This is a genomic window from Flavobacterium sp. UBA7682 (assembly GCF_002482945.1).
Classification (GTDB): domain Bacteria; phylum Bacteroidota; class Bacteroidia; order Flavobacteriales; family Flavobacteriaceae; genus Flavobacterium.
In genome coordinates, this window is record NZ_DLGY01000045.1 from 116,792 (window position 1) to 137,242 (window position 20,451).

General features: G+C 34.6%; 18 protein-coding genes. 11 read left to right on the forward strand and 7 right to left on the reverse strand.

The features are described 5' to 3' along the window. The first annotated feature begins 5 nt into the window (after positions 1–5). Entirely contained in the window at positions 6–770 is a 765-nt protein-coding gene (locus tag B3C16_RS13470; protein WP_121312086.1) for a nitrilase family protein, read from the forward strand. A 31-nt stretch (positions 771–801) separates the two neighbouring features. Here the strand turns inward: B3C16_RS13470 and B3C16_RS13475 are convergent, their stop codons facing one another. The 3 genes from B3C16_RS13475 to B3C16_RS13485 all read right to left on the reverse strand — a co-directional run bounded on the left by B3C16_RS13475 (position 802) and on the right by B3C16_RS13485 (position 3,591). Then, on the reverse strand, positions 802–2,394 hold the full coding sequence (locus tag B3C16_RS13475; RefSeq protein WP_291132584.1) for an Ig-like domain-containing protein: 1,593 nt from the start codon (positions 2,392–2,394) through the stop codon (positions 802–804). A 121-nt stretch (positions 2,395–2,515) separates the two neighbouring features. After that, complete coding sequence (locus B3C16_RS13480; protein ID WP_291132586.1) at positions 2,516–2,836, reverse strand: hypothetical protein; 321 nt, start codon at positions 2,834–2,836, stop codon at positions 2,516–2,518. 71 nt (positions 2,837–2,907) lie between these two features. Beyond that, positions 2,908–3,591, reverse strand: a complete 684-nt coding sequence (locus tag B3C16_RS13485) for a ComF family protein (RefSeq protein WP_291132588.1) — start codon at positions 3,589–3,591, stop codon at positions 2,908–2,910. A 97-nt stretch (positions 3,592–3,688) separates the two neighbouring features. On the opposite strand from B3C16_RS13485, the gene B3C16_RS13490 reads away from it, so the two are divergent. The 8 genes from B3C16_RS13490 to B3C16_RS13525 all read left to right on the forward strand — a co-directional run bounded on the left by B3C16_RS13490 (position 3,689) and on the right by B3C16_RS13525 (position 13,258). Next, positions 3,689–5,230, forward strand: coding sequence for a glycine--tRNA ligase (locus tag B3C16_RS13490; protein ID WP_291132590.1), 1,542 nt, complete (start codon positions 3,689–3,691; stop codon positions 5,228–5,230). A gap of 308 nt (positions 5,231–5,538) precedes the next feature. After that, entirely contained in the window at positions 5,539–6,423 is an 885-nt protein-coding gene (locus tag B3C16_RS13495; protein WP_291132592.1) for a LytR/AlgR family response regulator transcription factor, read from the forward strand. Positions 6,424–6,455: 32 nt separating this feature from the next. After that, on the forward strand, positions 6,456–7,112 hold the full coding sequence (locus tag B3C16_RS13500; RefSeq protein ID WP_291132595.1) for a response regulator: 657 nt from the start codon (positions 6,456–6,458) through the stop codon (positions 7,110–7,112). 324 nt (positions 7,113–7,436) lie between these two features. Beyond that, the gene (locus tag B3C16_RS13505; protein WP_121312093.1) at positions 7,437–7,808 is read left to right on the forward strand and encodes a hypothetical protein; all 372 of its coding nucleotides are present in this window, start codon (positions 7,437–7,439) and stop codon (positions 7,806–7,808) included. Between the two features lie 20 nt (positions 7,809–7,828). After that, positions 7,829–9,850, forward strand: a complete 2,022-nt coding sequence (locus tag B3C16_RS13510) for a tetratricopeptide repeat-containing sensor histidine kinase (protein WP_121312094.1) — start codon at positions 7,829–7,831, stop codon at positions 9,848–9,850. A gap of 327 nt (positions 9,851–10,177) precedes the next feature. Further along, on the forward strand, positions 10,178–10,417 hold the full coding sequence (locus B3C16_RS13515) for a hypothetical protein (RefSeq protein WP_121312095.1): 240 nt from the start codon (positions 10,178–10,180) through the stop codon (positions 10,415–10,417). A gap of 130 nt (positions 10,418–10,547) precedes the next feature. Beyond that, positions 10,548–12,596 (forward strand): sensor histidine kinase, encoded by a 2,049-nt coding sequence (locus B3C16_RS13520; protein ID WP_121312096.1) that lies wholly within the window; start codon positions 10,548–10,550, stop codon positions 12,594–12,596. After that, the gene (locus tag B3C16_RS13525; protein WP_121312097.1) at positions 12,593–13,258 is read left to right on the forward strand and encodes a response regulator; all 666 of its coding nucleotides are present in this window, start codon (positions 12,593–12,595) and stop codon (positions 13,256–13,258) included. The genes B3C16_RS13520 and B3C16_RS13525 overlap by 4 nt, the downstream gene beginning before the upstream one ends. A gap of 187 nt (positions 13,259–13,445) precedes the next feature. Here B3C16_RS13525 and thiL read toward each other — a convergent pair whose 3' ends face one another. Continuing rightward, on the reverse strand, positions 13,446–14,492 hold the full coding sequence (gene thiL / locus B3C16_RS13530) for a thiamine-phosphate kinase (protein ID WP_291132600.1): 1,047 nt from the start codon (positions 14,490–14,492) through the stop codon (positions 13,446–13,448). A 135-nt stretch (positions 14,493–14,627) separates the two neighbouring features. Here thiL and B3C16_RS13535 point away from each other — a divergent pair, with 135 nt between their 5' ends. Then, positions 14,628–15,113: a DinB family protein gene (locus tag B3C16_RS13535; protein WP_121312099.1), complete on the forward strand. Its 486-nt coding sequence runs from the start codon at positions 14,628–14,630 to the stop codon at positions 15,111–15,113. A gap of 6 nt (positions 15,114–15,119) precedes the next feature. Here B3C16_RS13535 and B3C16_RS13540 read toward each other — a convergent pair whose 3' ends face one another. Next, entirely contained in the window at positions 15,120–16,106 is a 987-nt protein-coding gene (locus B3C16_RS13540; protein ID WP_121314952.1) for a helix-turn-helix transcriptional regulator, read from the reverse strand. A gap of 88 nt (positions 16,107–16,194) precedes the next feature. On the opposite strand from B3C16_RS13540, the gene B3C16_RS13545 reads away from it, so the two are divergent. Then, complete coding sequence (locus B3C16_RS13545; RefSeq protein ID WP_291132603.1) at positions 16,195–17,121, forward strand: 1-phosphofructokinase family hexose kinase; 927 nt, start codon at positions 16,195–16,197, stop codon at positions 17,119–17,121. 118 nt (positions 17,122–17,239) lie between these two features. Here the strand turns inward: B3C16_RS13545 and lepA are convergent, their stop codons facing one another. Beyond that, positions 17,240–19,036, reverse strand: coding sequence for a translation elongation factor 4 (lepA, locus tag B3C16_RS13550; RefSeq protein WP_121312100.1), 1,797 nt, complete (start codon positions 19,034–19,036; stop codon positions 17,240–17,242). A 218-nt stretch (positions 19,037–19,254) separates the two neighbouring features. Beyond that, positions 19,255–20,412, reverse strand: coding sequence for a hypothetical protein (locus B3C16_RS13555; RefSeq protein ID WP_291132606.1), 1,158 nt, complete (start codon positions 20,410–20,412; stop codon positions 19,255–19,257). Positions 20,413–20,451: the final 39 nt, after the last annotated feature.

Sequence of the window (20,451 nt, forward strand, 5' to 3'; positions counted from 1 at the left end):
AAAAAATGAAAATAGCCTTAATCCAAACCACATTATCTTGGGAAAATCCAACCGAAAACCGAAGTCATTTGGCCCAAAAAATAACGGGTTTTATGGAAGACGTCGATTTGATTGTCCTTCCCGAAATGTTTTCCTCAGGCTTTACCATGAATCCGAGAAATGTTGCTGAAACTATGCAAGGCGAAACCATTTCTTGGCTCCAACATTTGGCGAAAGCCAAAAACTGCGCCATTACAGGAAGTTTGGTAATTGAAGAAAACGGTAATTTTTACAACCGTTTGGTGTTTGTTTTTCCGAATGGCGACCTCAAAACTTACGACAAACGACATTTGTTTACGTTGACAGGAGAAGACAAAGTATATACAGCCGGAACCGAAAAATTAATCATTGATTACAAAGGATTCAAGATTTGTCCGTTGATTTGTTATGATTTGCGTTTCCCGGTTTTTTCGCGAAATGTGGAAAATTATGACCTATTAATTTATGTTGCCAATTGGCCAAAACCACGCATCAATGCTTGGGATATTTTGCTAAAAGCGCGCGCCGTAGAAAATATGAGTTATGCGATTGGCGTCAACAGAATTGGAACTGACAGTAATAGTTTAGAATACGTCGGTCATTCGCAAGCCGTTGATTTTCTAGGGAATTATGTATTGGAACCACAAGAAACAGATGGCGTTTTTATAATCGAATTAAACAAAGAAAAAATATTAGAAACGAGAAGTAAATTGGCTTTTTTGGAAGACAAAGACGATTTTAAAATACAATAATTCGGCAATCAAAAATAGTTAATCTTCAATCTTATTTCAAACTAAAAGGCTGTATCCAATCCCAATTCGGGCGAACATCAATCTCACCGGGTAGATAAATGACCTCTTCCGTTTGACGTTTTTCTAAGAAGCTTCCCGTGTCCCAAACCTTGTTTTTATTGTTATCGTAGATGATTCTCAAAGTATATTTTGAGGGTTCAATTGCGTCAAAATTAATAGTCGTAGCGCTTTCAGTATATTCTGTGTATTTGACTTTTCCATCTTTATCTGTAAGTTCTACAATCAACGGAAATGTCTTGACATTTTCCAGAACAACCCTTAAATTGGCATAATCTGATAAATTCTTGGTGCTTACTTTAAAGTTAAGTGTGTCATTTTCCTTTTCAAAGAAATCAGTCATAGCACCCGGCATTGCTTGAATACTGTAGCTTTCCAATGGTTCTTTTTTGAAATCTAGATACATTTTTTGGTTAAAATCATCATACTCGGCAGTAAAATCAACTACCGTAGAATCTTTGCTTCTAATACTGATTTTAGATTTATCAAATTTCACTAAAGGCGTAACACTAGTCATAGAAAATCGCCCTCGAAGTGGTAAATTCCCACTAAAATCCGAACTAATATTAATAGTGTCTGCTTTTGCAGCTTTCATTTTAACAATGAAATCTGTTTTATACTTGTCTTTTTCAACAGTCACTTGGAGCGAATCTGCTTTTACAGGTTTGAACCAAATTTGCAACGAATCTTTTTTAGCCATTTGAGTAACCAATGATGGAATGCTTTCAGAACCATTTTTCACCATTACTTTAGTGTCTTTACCTTTGCCTTCATAACCCATCAACATTCGTGATTTTGCAGCCAATGTTGGTTTAAAAGCTTTAAACGGTAAAGTCTCTTTAAATAATTCTAATTCAAAAATAGTGTCGTTCGGAATGCTAATGTATTGTTTTTGAAAACCAATTTTATCCGACTTCGGGTTGTATAGATTATTGCCGTTGTCCTTCAAAGCCACCAAAAGATATTTTCCTTCCTTTAGGTTTTCGAGTTTGACTACTTGCAAACTATCTAAAGTATTGGTAATATACCTTGGCGTATCTTTATAAATCGTCGAATCATTAAATTTTTCATTGATTTCATACAACATTACCGATACAAAATTATCCGTTTTCCTTTCCAAAGCATCTTTGACCTTTACACTCAGCGCCAAGGAATCAATATAACTGCCGGTAGAAAAAACGTATTTAAATTGGGAATACGGATTGCCTTCGTTATTGTCTTCTATACTTTGACCAAAATTGAAACTATAAGTGGTATTCGGCAAAAGAGTATCTTTTATCTTGATAGTCACTATTTTGCTGGCATTATAAGGTAAAATCTCAGGTTGATTTTTCATAGGTGGTGAAATAATCAACTGCTTATTAGCATTTTTCAGCTTTACATATTCATCAAAAACCAACTTGATTTCTTTTCCGGTAAAATTGGTCGAAAAATTTTTAGGCAAACTCGATTTTAAAACCGGAGCAATTGTATCTTTCGTACCACCGGTAATCGAGCCGCGCTTGGCACATCCAATGGTTAAAAGAATCAGCAGTAAAGAAAAATATTTGAAGTGGATTTTTGGCATAAAGCATTTTTTCAAAGCACAAAATAACAATTATATTCAGTGCGAATGAAATGTTTTAGCCGAAAGTTAACAAATTGGTCATTAACCCATTATTTACAAAGTTTTTTTCCCTTCTTGAAGGTCAATTATATGATAGAGCGAAGAGTCCTACCAGACCGGCTATTATGGACAAAGGTAGCGCTACAGTCTTGACTATGGAGAATTTCCTTTTTTTGATGTCTGTGATATCATTTATGGGAATTTGTTTTTCCTCAAAATCTTCTGAAACCAATATTGTGTTGTCTTTTACATCATGAAAGACTACTTTCGAATACTTATGATTTTGCTTAATCTTATATGTTTTACCCGTTTCCATCTTTGTTGGATCGTTGTCCATTGCTTTGTAGCTAAAGCAACTTTGGCACAAAATAATAAGGGCAATTCCTAAAAATATTTTTTTCATAACTATAAATTTAAGGAGTTAATTCATCACGAATATAAGAAAATATTTTCATTTACTCTTTTTCTATAAAATTAACTGTGTGACATCGCCATGCAAACAATACTGATTTTCGCATCCGGAATTTTGAGCAGTTCACGACTACAAGCCTCTAGTGTTGAACCGGTTGTAATTACATCATCAATCAGCAAAAAATGTTTTCCATGATGACTTTCTGAAAAAGTTACGTCAAAAATAGTCTTACTAATGTCAGCCCTACCTAAAAGTGATTTCTTGGTTTGGGTTTTGGTATATAATTTTCGTTGCAAAATGGTTTCTTCATAAGGAATCGCTAAGTTTTGTGCCAAAGCTTGTCCAAATTTCGTCACCTGATTGTACCCGCGTTCGCGAAATCTTCTTTTGTGCAACGGAACCGGAATGATGTAATCGATGGTTGTAATGGCTTCCAAATCTTTTAATTCTGCCGCATACCAATCGCCTACAATTTGGCCAATTTCCTGATTTCCTTTGTATTTCAATTGATGCATCATTTCCTGAACAATTCCTTTTTTGTGGAAATAAAATAAGGCAGCACCAAACTCTAACGGAATTCTACCATAGAATTTTTGGAACACTTCATTTTCTTGAATCTTGTGGTGATTGGTCAGCGGAATTTCGTGCCGACATTGCGTACAAATCACCAATTCGTCATGCAATAAAAAGGAATGACAACCGGCACACGACTTTGGAAAAAATAAATTCAGCAGGTGATTCAACATAAAAAAGTAATTTTCTTACATAAAATTATAAAAAAATTCTATTCTAATTGATTTTTAGCCCTTTTTTTATCATCGCTTTTTATATTTTTGCAACATTATGGCAAAACAAGAAGATTTATTTAAGAATGTAGTTTCGCATGCAAAAGAGTACGGATTTATTTTTCCGTCAAGCGAAATCTACGATGGTTTGAGCGCAGTGTATGATTATGCGCAAAACGGAGTCGAATTAAAAAAGAACATTAGGGAATATTGGTGGAAAGCCATGGTGCAAATGCATGAAAATATTGTCGGTTTAGACGCCGCAATTTTGATGCATCCAACCACTTGGAAAGCTTCGGGTCACGTGGATGCGTTTAACGATCCGTTGATTGACAACAAGGATTCTAAAAAAAGATACAGAGCCGACGTTTTAATTGAGGATTATGCTGAAAAATTAAACCTGAAAGCCAAAAAAGAAATTGAAAAAGCCCGCGAGCGTTTTGGAGCATCGTTTGACGAAGAACAATACAAAACCACCAACCCGCGTGTGATGGAATACTTGGCAAAAGAGCGTGAAATTCTGGAAAGAATGGGTCGTTCTCTTGGTGCCGGAGATTTAGAAGATGTCAAAGCGTTAATCGAAGAGTTAGAAATCGCCGATCCGGAAACCGGTTCAAGAAACTGGACGGATGTGAAGCAATTCAACTTGATGTTTGGCACCAAACTCGGAGCTTCTGCTGAGAATGCGATGGATTTATACTTGCGTCCGGAAACCGCTCAAGGTATTTTCGTAAATTTCTTAAACGTTCAAAAAACCGGAAGAATGAAGATTCCGTTTGGAATTGCCCAAACCGGAAAAGCTTTCCGTAACGAAATTGTAGCGCGACAATTCATTTTCCGCATGCGCGAATTTGAACAAATGGAAATGCAGTTTTTCGTAAAACCAGGTGAAGAAATGAAATGGTACGAATACTGGAAAGAAAACCGTTTGAAATGGCATTTATCGCTTGGTTTAGGCGCAGCAAATTACCGTTTCCACGACCACGAAAAATTAGCACACTACGCCAATGCGGCAGCGGATATCGAGTTTAATTTCCCTTTCGGATTCAAAGAACTAGAAGGAATTCACTCAAGAACCGATTTCGATTTAAAAGCACACGAACAATTCTCCGGCAAAAAACTGCAATATTTTGACAACGAAACCAATTCTAACTATGTGCCTTACGTAGTAGAAACCTCGGTTGGGTTGGATAGAATGTTCTTATCAGTTTTCGCCACATCTTTAAAAGAAGAAACGTTGGAAGATGGTTCAACCCGAACCGTTTTAAGTTTGCCATCGGTTTTGGCACCAACCAAAGCAGCGGTTTTACCATTAGTAAAAAAAGACGGTTTGCCGGAAGTGGCTCAAAAAATCATCGAAGATTTAAAATGGGATTTCAATGTTGCTTATGACGAAAAAGATGCGGTGGGTCGTCGTTACCGAAGACAAGATGCGTTGGGAACACCATTCTGTATTACGGTTGATCACCAAACGTTAGAGGATGAAACCGTTACCATACGCCACAGAGATTCCATGGCACAGGACCGCGTTAAGATTTCAGCATTGAGAGACATAATTGGCAACGAAGTTTCGATGAGAAACTGGTTGATGAAGATGTAATACCAACCTATTGTCATTACCTCGAAAGAGGAAAAAAGCCCAAATTCACTAAGAGTTTGGGCTTTTTGTTTTTGTAAGGATTTATCCGATTTAAAACACACATATTAACAGTATTAACGTTTCTGTCAACATTTACTAACATTGAGCTATCAAAATTATAATTTCGTTACAACGAAAATACGGACGTTTAATCGTTTTTATTTTTCGGATTAATTATAAAATGCAATCTTAGCCCAACAATTAGTTTCCCCAAAACTACCTGTCAATTTAACTGATGATGCTTTCTCCTAAATCACGGAAAAGCGTTCATGAGCCACACTTATATAATTATTGATGACAATCAGGACGATGTCACGAAAACTCAGGCAATAGCTGAGCGCTTTCGTAACTTGTCATTTGTCGCATCAGCCAATAGTTATGACGAAGGCGTAAATCTTATCTTAGAACACCAACCCCATTTAGTTTTTCTCGAAATTGATCCTTCTGATAAAAAAAGTAATCTTTCTTTGTCATTGATTAATGAATTGTATCGTTATCTAAGTGTTGTTCCTAAAATCATCATCACTACAGCCAAAAAAGATTTAGCTTACGACGCCTTGAAATATGAAGTAGTTGATTACTTACTAAAGCCTTTAGACATCAATGATTTTAGAAAAGCAATACTCAAATTTGACCGCGCCATCAAGTCCGATTTACCACACATGGAAGTCAAAAATCCGGCAGCGACTTTTGAAGTTTTGGATGAAACCCTAACCGAAGAGTTAGAAACAGCAGAGACAGAGGTTGAAGTAAAAACAATTCCGGCAACGGTTGAAAATCCGATTCTAGTTCAAAAAGAACAATCATTGATAATTTGTGTCAAATCCTATGGTGATTATCGTTATATCGATTCAAATGATATTCTATATTTTGAAGCCGATAACAACTCCACCGATATTCACTTGAATAATGGCGAAATGATTACGGCCTTCAAGACCTTAAAGCATTTTGAAACCGTTTTACCACAAACACAATTCTTACGCATTCACAACAGTTATATTATCAATGTCGAACAGGTTTCGAGAATTCATACCGGAAATACGGTTTGTTATATTAAAAATTCCACCACTAAATTACCATTCTCCAAATCCTATAAAGACAATGTCGATTTAATCATCACCCGAATCGCCGGCGGAAATTATTTGGAGATATAGAAGAAAAATAATACATTTACTAAAACTTGAGTATGGAAGTAACTGTATTAATGATTGACGATCATCCTCCGATTATTGAAGGCTATAAATCGATATTATCATATAATCCTTATGGTTATATTTTAGATATACAAACTGCATTTAGCTGTGAATCTGCTTATCATTTAATCTCAACTACCAAAACACCTTTTGATGTAGTGATGATAGATTACACCATGCCACCATTTGTCGAGAAAAATATTCATTGTGGTGCTGATCTGGTTCCGATAATCAGACAATATTTACCGAAAACCAAAATCATGATGCTAACCTCACATTCGGAATCACTATTATTACTTAAAGTTTTAAAAGAAGGCAATCCTGAAGGGCTTTTGGTGAAAAGTGATATTTTGGCCGATGAATTTTTGGTTGCTTTTGACACCATTGTAAAAGGTGAAAGTTATTTCAGCAGTACCATTATTAGTCTCAAGCAAGAATTAAAAGAATCAGACAAAGTGCTGGACAGCTATAACAGACAAATAATTATGTTATTGTCTCAAGGCATACAAACAAAAAATCTTCCCGACTATTTAAACCTATCCAAAAGTGCCATTGACAAAAGAAAAGTAATCATCAAAGAGTTTTTTGACATTGAAAAAGGCACGGACGAAGACATTCTAAGAGAAGCTAGAAAACAAGGTTTTATTTAAGTTCTCCTAGATTTATTCCTTCATTCGCAAACTTTAACAAAATGTACACTTTTAGTGTAACAGTAAGTCGTTTTTGTCTTTTAATTTTACTTCAATAAAAAATCTATTTTATTATTGGTAAAAAAGCAAGACTTACCATCTTGAGTATGTAGCTAAATTTGAGTGGTATCTTATTTGGTGAAAATTAATTGAAATTTTGTTCTGTTTATTTTGGGTTTGTTATTAAACAGGAGTATGCAAAAACCAACCAAAATGCAGCCTTGGCTTTGATGTTTGGACGACTTAAAGCTTGGGCTGTATTGTTTTAAAGTAGCGACTGTTTTTATGAAAAAAATATTATTGATTTGTCTAACTTTTGTTTTGTTTTCCTCTTTGGGTATCGCCCAAGATAAAAACAAACACGAATCTGCCTATTTAAAAATTAAAACAGGTGATGAGACCATTACTTATGAATTTGATTCCCTTACAGATTTTGATGAGAATTCAGAGAAAATTTTAAACGAAATTACCACGCCAAATTCTACCAATAAAAAAGAAAAAGACTCTAATCTAACCATTGAAATATCTATAACAACTACTTCCGACAATGTATCAACAACGATAACCGGTTCGGTTACCGCTTTTTATTCCTCAATAATCTCAGCAATAAAAAAACTTCGAACACAATTAATCGCCATTGCAATAGGGATAATATGATTTTTAATTAAATTGGCTATATGAACAAAAGAGCTGTCTTTTTATTAATACTTCTTGTTATATTCATCGGTTGCAACTCCAACTTAGCCGATAAAAAAACTACCGCTACCAATGACTCTATCCAAAAATACCTTGACTTAGCCGGAAATGACACTTTGGATTTTGAAAAAAGGATAAAGTACAATGATAAAGCGCTTGGTTTTTTGGATTTGGAGAGGAACGATAGTTTGACTAGGGAGTATTTGAGTAAAATCAATTATTTATATTTAAAAGCAAATAATTTTAAAAGTTTCGAAAAAGTAATAAAATTATACAGCAACAAAGTTTTTGAAAAAAAAGATAGTTTAGGAATTGCAAGATATCATAAGTATAAAGGACATTTTTATCATTTAACAAAAGTTAAAGACTCTGCTTTTTATAATTATTCAAAAGCAGATAAGATTTATCAATTTATGAACAATAAATATGAGATTGCCTTAATTAATCTTAACAAATCACTTATCCAAAACGACATAAATGACTATTTAGGCGCAGAACTTTCGGCTAAAAAGGCTTATAACTATTTTAAAGAAAATAAACTTTACAAGCATGAATTTAAAAGTTTAGTTTTAATTGGTAACATAAATCAATCAATTGGAGAAAATGTGCTTGCTATAAAATGTTATAAAGACGCGATGTTTTTAATTGACAAATTTGATGACAAAAAAAATAGCTGCCCAAAAGGATCTTGTTTGAATAACATTGGTAATGTTTATAGAGAACAAAATAATTTCAAAGCAGCAATTTTTTATTTCAAATTAGCACTTAAAGAAAAGAACTTGTTTGAAAAAGATCCAGAATTATTAGGATTTATATCAAATAACCTAGGCTATTGTTATTTAAAAACAAATCAATTACAAATTCCAACTTTATTTGAAAAATCAAAAAAAATATTTGATAGTTTAGAATTAAAAGATGAAAGTGCTATATGCGACATTAATTTATCAGAATATTTTTCTAAAAAGGGCAATTCCCTAAAAGCTAATTTACATGCTGAATCAGCGTTGAAATTAGCTAAAGAATCAAAAGCGTCTTATTATTATCTAATCGCCTTAAGTCATGCCGGCAGTATAAACCCAAAGAAAGCTCCAATATACATTAAAGAATACCACCGGATTAATGACAGTATCCTTTTTGCAGAAAGGACTTCTAGAAATCAATATTATAAAATCCAGTTAGAAACAGACGAGATAACACAACAAAAAGACACTGCTGTTAAACATAGAACTTTTGTGATTATAGTCGCCATTTTTCTTCTTTTTATTTCCATTTTGGTTTTCATCATTGCTCGCCAAAGATTAAAACAAAAAGAGCTTCGCATAAAGCAAACAGAACAAAACACGAATGAGGAAATATACCAACTTATGTTAACACAAGAAAGCAAGGAGGAAGAAGCTCGACAAATAGAGAAAAAACGTATTGGGCTTGAGTTGCATGATGGAGTTATGAATAAACTGGTCAGCACCAGACTCAATCTTTCTATATTATCTATTAGTCGTGACGAGGCTACTGTTAAAAAATGTTTGGACTATATCAAGGATATTCAAAATATTGAAAAAGAAATTCGGAATGTTGCACATAATCTAAATCAGGAAGTTTTTTCAGGCACTAATAGTTTCAATAAATTATTGAATAGCTATATAAAAGACCTCAATAGGGCTAGCAATACAATCTTTAAAATAGAAACTGATTCTTACATTGATTGGAACGCTATATCTAATAGCAAGAAAATGAATTTGTATCGAATTATCCAAGAAGCTAGTCACAATATTCTCAAACATGCAAAAGCAAAAAATGCAATAATAAATATTGTAAAGGTTGGCGCAAATATTAATCTTTCAATTACAGATGACGGTATAGGATTAAATCATTCTTCATCAAAAAATGGAATCGGTTTACAAAACATGAAATACCGAATTAAACTCTTAAAAGGCAAATTCAAGATTAGTTCTAAAACCAATTCAGGAACTACAATCAATATCACAATCCCCAAAAGAGACTAATAAAAATTAGTCCTGTTATCTTTTTATCCTCTTCCAAAAATATTTCTATTCTTGAGATCATTCAAATGACAACACTTTAAAAAAAGATTGTCAACAAATCCTTTTAATTATCAACATTTTTAGAAAATCTTCAAAATCATTCACCCAGATTTGACTATCATTCACTCACAAACGAGGTCATTCTACCACAAACACCTTTATATATAGGGATTCACAGAGACATCCTTTTTAGTTTTACATCGTGAAAGTGTGAAAGCCCCAAAAGCAATATGAACAACACACTCTTTAAATTGAAACAAAAACATTAACAATAAAAAGTCTCAAATTATGAAAAAATTAGCAACAACATTTGGATTATTAGCTTTAATGCTTGTAGTTACTTCATTTACAACACCGACTGAAATTGGTGGAAGTAAAACCCCAGGTTTAGGAAATGGATTTACTATTGGAGGAAGTAAAACTCCAGATTTAGGAAATGGATTTACTATCGGAGGAAGCAAAACTCCAGGTTTAGGAAACGGATTTACTATCGGAGGAAGTAAAACCCCAGGTTTAGGAAATGGATAATAACTTGACGGTAAAAAAGCCTCAATGTTATATGAAAAAATTATAAAAAATTTAAATTATAAAAAAACCACCTTTAAAGGTGGTTTTTTTTATTTGTTTACTATTTTTGAAAAATTAACATGAAAACAGTTTGAAAAAAAATTTCCCTTTTTTCTTTATTCTTTGTTTATTAATAAGCTGTTCAAAAAATGAACAAAAAAAACCTGTTAACAAAACTGACTCAGACAGTACTGCTATTTATATTAGATTGGCTAATGTAAATGAAATTTCTGTAGACAAAAAAAAACTTTATTTTGAAAAAGCTTTTGAAAAAGCTATAACACAATCAAATGACTCAATAACTCGAAATCATTTACTTGATATTTCTATCGGATTCCTAAAAACAGGCAACTCTGAAGAGTTAAAAAAATCCTCCACTACATTAATTAATAATTCAATTAAAAGTCAAGATACCTTAAATTTAGCACAAGGATATAGATATCTTGCCGGCTATTACAGGATAACAGCTGTAAATGACAGTGCTTTCATTTATTTTTCTAAAGCTGAAAAATTATTTAAATCTTTAAACGATAAAAACAATGAAGGAGCCGTATTAAGCTCAAAAAGCGTCATTCAATATAATGTTGGAGACTTTGTTGGATCTGACCGCTCATTGACACGAGCATACTCATTATTAAAAGACACTAATCAAAATGATAAATTATATGTCATTTTTACCATGATGGGAATAGTGGCTAATGAAACTAAAGATTATGAAAAGGCAATTAAATATTATACAAAAACCTTAGAAATAATCAAAGAAAATAATTTAACTGATAATTATCAAGAAGCAACTTGTCTAAACAATATAGGATATGTTTATCAAAACAAAGGCGACTATAAAGAGGCTATAAAGAATTATACTAAAGCATTAAAAGACAAGACAATCATTGATAACGACCCAGAGCTATATAGTTTATTAACTGACAACTTGGCCTATTGTAAGTTTAAATTAAATGATTATGAGGGATTACCAAATTTATTTTATACTTCTTTAAAAGTTAGAGAACAAATTGATGCAAAAACCCTAATTGTGCTAAGCAAAATACATCTTTCTGAATACTATTTTGTTACAAAGCAAAATCAACTATCACAAAAATTTGCAACTGAAGCATTAATTCAGGCAAAAAGCACCGGAATTTCAAGAGACTTTTTAGCAGCATTAAAACAGGCTTCAGTTGTAGACAATGTAAATTCTTCCAAATACTCCAAAGATTATATTAGAATAAATGATAGTATTCAGGATGTAGAAAGATTATCCCAAGAAAAGTTTGCTCGTTTAGCGTTAGAAACCGACGAAATCATCCAAGAAAACGAAGGTCTGGCAGAAAGCAACAGAAACCTGCTTTATGTTTTTGTAGTTTCTTTTATTTTAGTAGTATTATTATTTGTCGTAAGAGCTCAAAGAGCCAGAACTCGAGAGTTATTATACAAACAAGCCCAGCAAAAAGCGAACGAAGACATTTATAACCTGATGATGTCGCAACAAGCCATTATTGATGAAAGTCGAAATAAAGAGAAAAAACGCTTGGCTCAAGATTTACATGATGGTGTTTTAGGCAGAATGTTTGGTTTGCGCTTAAACTTAGACAGCTTAAATTCAAGCACCGAAGAGGATGCGGTACAAAAACGTTTTGAATTGTTAAATGAACTCAAAACCATCGAACAAGACATTCGCGAAATATCCCACGACTTAAATAGAGAAAAACAAGTTTTAATTAATAACTTTGTTTCTATCGTTCATAATTTATTAGAAGAACAAAAAACTTCCTTTGAAGTCAATGTCAATTATACTATTGATGAAAATGTGATCTGGGATAAAGTAAGCAATGCTATCAAAATCAACTTATACCGTATCCTACAGGAAGGCTTGCAAAACATTAATAAGTACGCCAACGCTAAAAACATCTTGGTAGAGATAAAAGGCAATGAAGAAAATGTATATTTGAAAATCCAAGACGACGGAATTGGATTCGATGTCAACAAGAAAAGCAAAGGAATCGGCATGCAAAATATGATTTCCAGGACACATGATTGCAAAGGAATTATCGACATTGCTTCTAAAAAAGGCAACGGAACTAAAATTGTAATAACCATACCAATAGAAACAAAACAACCTATAATTGTAGAACAAGAATGAAAAGCCCTATCCAAATTTTAATCGTTGATGACCATCCCTTTATTATTGAAGCCTACAAAAATGCAATTAATAAATATGGCCAAAAAGGCTTTGAATTTGTAGTAACACAAGCCAGCAACTGCAAAACAGGCTATGAAAACATCGTAGATTCGGCTAAAAAATTCGACATCGCTTTTTTTGACATCAGTATGCCCGAATATGCTGAGAAAGGAATCTATTCCGGAGAAGACTTAGCCATGTTAATGAAAACCGAAATGCCGGAATGCAAAGTCATTCTTTTGACCATGCATACCGAGTTACTTAAAATTAACAATATCATCAAAAACATCAACCCAAGCGGTTTAATCATCAAAAACGATTTAACCTTTGATGAATTGCTATTTGCCTTTGACAAAATCATCAATGACGAAAGTTATTACAGCCAAACCGTGATAAAATTAGTAGGTCAAGCCCAATACAACAACATTGAATTAGATGTTTTCGACAAACAAATTCTATTTCACTTATCAAAAGGCGTCAAAACTAAAGATTTACCAACCTACATACCGCTTTCTCTAAGCGCTATCGAAAAAAGAAAACTAAATATTCGTGAAATACTTGAAGTTGCAGGCGGAACTGATGTAGATTTAATCAGAGAAGCCAAGAATAAAGGTGTCATTTAACGATATTACGGTAAACCGTAACCAAATATGCGGTAAACCGTAATTAACCACATAACTACAATACCTAACTTAGCTGAATGATTTCAGGGTTAGTATTTGTAGAATTAATCAAGTAGTTATAAAACTTCAAACTGCTTCTTAATTTTTCAAGACTTAGGGGGAAAGCGATACTTCGGTATCGCTTTTTTTATGAATCCATAGCGTCCCACCCACGAGCCTTCAAAGGGATTTTAGTGTTAGCTCTTGTGATTAAGTGTATGCCTTCGCTTTCCTGTGTTAAATGTCCAATAACGGTAAAATTCGGATTGGCTTTTATTTTATCAAAATCATCTAAAGCTATGGTAAACAACAATTCATAATCTTCGCCACCATTGATAGCTACGGTTGTTGAATCAATGTTGAATTCTTCGCAAACATTGATAAACTGTGGATCTACCGGAATCTTTTCTTCGTATAAATTACAGCCGACTTTACTTTGCTTGCAAATATGAATAATCTCAGAAGACAAACCATCCGATATATCAATCATTGAAGTCGGTTTCACTTCCAGTTTTTGCAATAAATCTCTGATATCATGACGGGCTTCAGGTCTTAATTGGCGTTCAATTAAATAAGTATAAGCATCCAAATCGGGCTGGTTGTTCGGATTCACCTGAAATACTTGCTTCTCGCGCTCCAAAACCTGCAATCCCATATAAGCCGAACCTAAATCACCGGTTACCACTAACAAATCGCCATCTTTTGCTCCGTTTCTGTAAATAATATCTTCTGCATTCGCTTCTCCAATAGCCGTAATCGAAATAATCAATCCCTTTTGTGAAGAAGTAGTATCACCACCAATAACATCCACATTATAGAACTTCGCCGCTAAAGCAATACCGTCAAACAGTTCTTCCAATGCTTCCAATGGAAAACGATTAGAAACTGCAACGGAAACCGTTATCTGTGTTGGTTTAGCATTCATAGCACAGATGTCGGAAACATTCACCACAACAGCTTTATAACCCAAATGACGTAAAGGCATATAAGACAAATCAAAATGAACTCCTTCAATCAGCAAATCGGTTGAAACGACGGCCTTTTTATCCTTAAAATCCAAAACAGCAGCGTCATCTCCTATGCTTTTCAAAGTCGAGGGTTGTTTTACATCAAAATTTTTGGTCAAATGGTCAATTAACCCAAATTCGCCTAATTGGGATAGTGAAGTGCGTTGCGGAGTTTTATCTTCTAACATTGTTTCAAAGTTTAAGGTTGCAAAGGTACGAACAGTTTCTCTTTTTAAATAAAATTTAAACTTTCAAATTCCTACTGACATACTGTTGTCATTTCTGCCTTATAAATTTGTCTTATAAATAAAAAACATCAACTTATGGAAACTATGAACACCTCATCAATCTTATCAAAAGAACAGTTATTACGCCACTGGCAAGGCCATCGTTTTGTAACACGCCGCGTTATCGAAGCTTTTCCTGAAAAAGAATTTTTTGAATTTTCTGTTGGCGGTATGCGTCCTTTTTCGGGCTTGGCTTCTGAGTTACTTTCGATTGCCGTTCCGGCTTTGAAAGCCATTATTTCAAGAGATAGTCAACCTTACACCGAAGAAGGATTTGTATTAACCACCAAAGCGGAATATTTGCAAAAATGGGACGAAGCCACCGAAGAAATCAACCGCCTTTGGTTACAAATCCCCGAAGAAGATTTCGAAAAAACGTTCAATTTGTTCGGGCAATATGAATTCCCTATTTACCAAAACATTTTTTATTTTATCGATAACGAAATTCACCACCGCGGACAAGGTTATGTCTACTTAAGAGCTTTAGGCATTGAGCCACCGTTCTTTTGGGAACGTTGGTAAAAAAATTTAGCCTCGATTAGTCGGGGCTTTTTTTTGCAATCGTTGGCGATAAATATTCATTAATTCTACAACTCGGTCTTTCAATGATAATGGCTCAATTATTTCGGCATAATCGGCATACATTAAAAACCAACGGGCAAAACCATTTTCTAAATCCCGGGACAAAAAAGTCATCTCTACTGAATCGCCTACATTTTTTTGCGAAACAAATCCGTGGTAGTTTTTTTCATAAGAAAGGTATTTGCTGATTTTTTTATCAACTAAAAGTCGGACAGTTGTTGTTGGCGATTCCTTTTCTTTATCCAAAAAAGTTTCTAAAGCATCATGCTCTTTAGTAAATGAAATTTCGGTTTTTTTAATTCCTTCCATTCGATCGACACGAAACTGACGATAATCATTTCTCAAATGACAAAACCCCAAAACATACCAACTGTTATTGTCGTGAAAAATTCCAACAGGCTCAATAGTTCGCAAGGAAGCATTTTCGGCTTCTATGGACTGATAGTTTAAAACAACTTGTGTTTTATCGGCTATACTTTTAAAAAGGATTGCCATGGCATTAGGAACATTCTCGTTGAATAAATCGCCGTTCGGCGGTTGAATCAGTATTTTTGATTCGATGTTCGAAACCCAATCTTTATCCGAACTTTGCATCACTGATTTAATTTTAAACATAGCCGATTGGTAATGCTGTCCCAATTCCTTATCAATAAATTTTTGCATTAGCTTTTCGGAAGCAATAAAACTGCTGGCTTCTTCGCGGGTAAACATAACCGGTGGTAAACGATAGCCGTCAACCAATGAATATCCAATTCCGGCTTCGCCATATATAGGCACTCCTGAGGATTCTAACGTTCGAATGTCACGGTAAATGGTACGCAAACTCACTTCAAAACGTTCCGCTAATTCCTGAGCCTTTACAACCTTTTTCGATTGTAATTGAATTAGAATGGCGATAATACGGTCAAACCGTTTGGGGGAATCATCTAACATAAAAGACATTTATCCAAAGATAGTATTTTATAGTAAAAGGAGAAAAACAATAAATTTTCGCACCTTTACTATAATTAATTTTTTTACAATGAAAACATATCAAATCATTACCCTTACGGTCAACCCATCGTTAGATAAATCCGCCCATTTTTCAGAATTGGTTGCCGAAAAAAAAATTCGTTGTGAAAAACCAAGATACGATGCCGGCGGTGGCGGAATAAATGTTTCTAAAGCCATTTCTAAATTAGGAGGGAATTCTCTTTGTGTGTCAACTTCCGGTGGTTCAACAGGTGAAAAATTAGAAGAATTAATTGCCAATGAAGGTATAGAAAGTATCGTCATAAAAACCAAAAACTGGACCAGAGAAAATTTTATTGCTTTTGAAAACAGTACTAAAGCGCAATACCGATTTGGATTTCCGGGAGAAGAATTTTCAGCCGAAGAAATCAAAACTATTTTAACAACAATAAAAGAACTAAAAACAACCTACTTAGTCCTTAGCGGAAGTTTAAATGACGGTTTACCAACGGATTTCTACCAAACAATTGCTGAAACCGCAAAAGCTTCCGGAATAAAAGTAATTGTGGATACTTCAGGTGAAGCGTTACAAAAAGTACTGGAAAAAGGGGTTTATCTGATTAAGCCAAACATAGGTGAATTGGCCAAATTAATTGGAGTAAAAAGGTTAGAATTACCCGAAGTAGAAAAAGCAGCCAAAACTTTAATCGAAAAAGGAAGCGCAGAAATTGTTGTTGTTTCCCTAGGAGAAAAAGGCGCAATTTTGGTTTCCAAAAACCAAACCGAATTGGTGAAAGCGCCCAAAGTCACAAAGAAAAGTACCGTAGGTGCCGGAGACAGCATGGTCGGCGGAATAATTTGGGCTTTGTCACAAAACAAAACTTTAAAAGAAGTCATTCAATGGGGCGTTTCCTGCGGAACAGCGGCCACCATGAATGAAGGCACGCAACTTTTCAAAAAAGAAGATGCAGAACAATTGTTCGAAGGAATGCAGTGATTCTCTCCATATAAGTCATTTAAGAATCTTACATGACTTATATGGTTTAAACAAAAAACCCAACAACTTTCGCTATTGGGTTTCTCTATATGCTATTCTCAGTTACTCAGATATTCTTTTAATCGTTCAGTTTCAAAACTGCCATAAACGCTTCTTGAGGAATTTCAACATTACCTACCAAACGCATTCTTTTCTTTCCTTTTTTCTGCTTTTCCAAGAGTTTACGTTTACGCGAAATATCACCACCGTAACATTTGGCGGTAACGTCTTTACGCAATGCTTTTATCGTTTCACGCGCGATGATTTTGGCACCAATCGCCGCCTGAATCGGAATGTCAAATTGTTGTCTTGGGATTAATTCACGCAGTTTCTCACACATTTTTTTACCAATGTTGTAAGCGTTACTTTCATGAATCAAGGCCGAAAGCGCATCGACTGATTGAGCGTTTAATAAAACATCCAATTTAACTAATTTAGACGCTCGCATTCCAATTGGAGAATAATCAAACGACGCATAACCTTTGGAAACGGTTTTTAATCTATCATAAAAATCGAAGACAATCTCTGCCAACGGCATGTCGAAATTCAATTCTACTCTTTCAGTAGTTAGATAAGTTTGATTGGTAATCACACCGCGTTTTTCAATACACAAACTCATTACATTACCAACATAATCAGATTTGGTTATGATGGTCGCTTTGATAAACGGCTCTTCAACTCGGTCTAATTTCGATGGTTCCGGTAAATCGGATGGATTGTTCACGACAAAACCAACTTCCGGTTCTTTTTTGGTATAAGCCAAATAGGAAACGTTGGGAACCGTAGTAATTACGGTCATATCGTATTCGCGCTCCAAACGTTCTTGGATGATTTCCAAGTGCAACATGCCTAAGAATCCACAACGGAAACCAAAACCTAAAGCGGCCGAACTTTCCGGTGTAAACACCAAGGAAGCATCATTCAATTGCAGTTTCTCCATGGAAGCGCGCAAGTCTTCGTAATCATCTGTATCTACAGGATAAATTCCGGCGAAAACCATTGGTTTTACATCTTCAAAACCTGTAATCATATTGGTCGTTGGCGTTTTGGCATCGGTTAAAGTGTCACCCACTTTTACTTCTTTGGCTTCCTTAATACCGGAAATTAAATACCCAACATCGCCAGTAGAAATTACGTTTTTCGGAACCTGATTTAACTTCAACGTTCCTACTTCATCGGCAAAATATTCATTACCGGTGGCCATGAATTTAATTTTTTGCCCTTTTTTAATTTCACCGTTTTTGACACGGAAAATAACTTCAATACCGCGGAAAGGATTGTAATGGGAATCAAAAATCAAGGCTTGTAAAGGTTCGTCTTTGTTTCCTTTTGGAGCAGGAATTTTTTCAATAATAGCCGCTAAAATATTTTCCACACCAAAGCCGGTTTTACCCGAAGCGTGAATAATGTCTTCCATTTTGCAACCTAATAAATCGATAATGTCATCACTGACTTCTTCCGGATTAGCACTTGGCAAATCCACTTTATTTAATACGGGAATAATTTCCAAGTCGTTTTCTAAAGCCAAATACAAGTTGGAAATCGTCTGTGCTTGTATACTTTGAGCCGCATCTACAATCAAAAGCGCTCCTTCACAAGCAGCAATCGAACGCGAAACTTCATACGAAAAATCAACGTGTCCCGGAGTATCAATAAGGTTTAGGATATAATCTTCGCCTTTGTATTTGTATTCCATTTGGATGGCGTGACTCTTAATCGTAATCCCGCGCTCACGCTCCAAATCCATATTGTCAAGCAATTGGGCTTTCTCTTCACGAGCGGAAACGGTTTGTGTAGCGCCAAGAAGTCTGTCTGCAAGCGTACTTTTTCCGTGGTCAATGTGTGCAATAATGCAAAAATTTCTAATATGCTTCATGTAAACTTAATATTGTCTTATTGGAAACATCTAATGCTTCGCATGTCATCTTCGTAAATCTGTCAATTTTTAGCTTCGCTCCGTTCGGCCAATGTCCTCGGATGGGCAAAAACGCGCGTGCGTTTAATCGGCAAATATAAGTCAAAGTTTTGGATTGATTAAATACTTATTTTGCAAAGGTTTTAAATAAAAAATGCTCCTTATCGGAGCACTTTTTATTAAAGATTTAAAATCACATGTTCGAGTATGAATTGAGAGTTTCCAATGTTTTGGTTGGCGTGATTGTGGAATGTAGTATAATAAATTGTCCCACTTGTTCCAACCGCTGAACAAGAACCTAAAGTATCGCCATGATCCAAATGAGATTGTAAATCCGCCGCTTCTATAGTAATTGTTATTGGCTCACTTCCGTTTTCATCCGGAACATGACAAATAGTAATCCAATCAGAATTTTGTGAATTTCCTACTCTGCTTCCAACCAAACTTTGATCAAAGAAATTATTGGTTTTTATCATCAATGCTTCGTTTGTGTTAGCATCTCTAACCAAAACTTCCCAAAAACTTTCATCTACAGTAACAATTTTTTGCCAAGAACCAAGATCATATTCAATATCTAACGTTGAAAGTCCGATAGCATTTGCTAATGCCGCATTAGTAATAGAAGCATTTAGTGTTCCTGAACCTCCATTATTAACTGAGCAAAGTGTTGTATCAGAAATAAAACCACCTGTTTCATTACAAGAACTGGTATTGGTATCTCCTCCTATTAAATAGGCAACGGACCAATCTGAAGCATACAAACTTCCGCCATTGGTTACAAATGTTGCTAAATTATTGGTAACAGTTGTGTTATTGGCTATGTTTCCTGATATTGAACCACAGTTTAAAAAGATAATGTCATACTGTGAAACCACGCTGTAATCAGATAATTGACTAAAAGTAATTTGCTCTGCTTCATATCCTAAAGAGGCAATAATATCTTCGATATTGTCAAAACTTCCGTTTACATAAGCTACTCTGGCTACTTGGTCTAATCTTAGCGATGCTTCTTCTAATTGTTGTGTTTGATTTTCCTGCACAACAACATTAATGGTCGTTCTGAAATTTGATCCATCACCCGTTTGAATATGTACTACTCGATCACCAATTGGCGTATCTAATTCAAAATCACCCGTTGCATTGCTATAGGTGTAATAAATATTTTTTTCATCGTCAAAAGCAAATACCAAAGCACCACCAACAGCCTTATGGGTATTAATAGTGGTTACTTTACCTCTTAACTTTCCTGTTTTTTGACCCGAAGAATTATTGCTGTCATCACTACAGCTAACCAAAGTCAGCATTGAAAGCAGCAGAATTAGTAATTGTTTTTTCATGATAAAATGTTTAATTGGTTGGTTTAAAGATGTATAGAA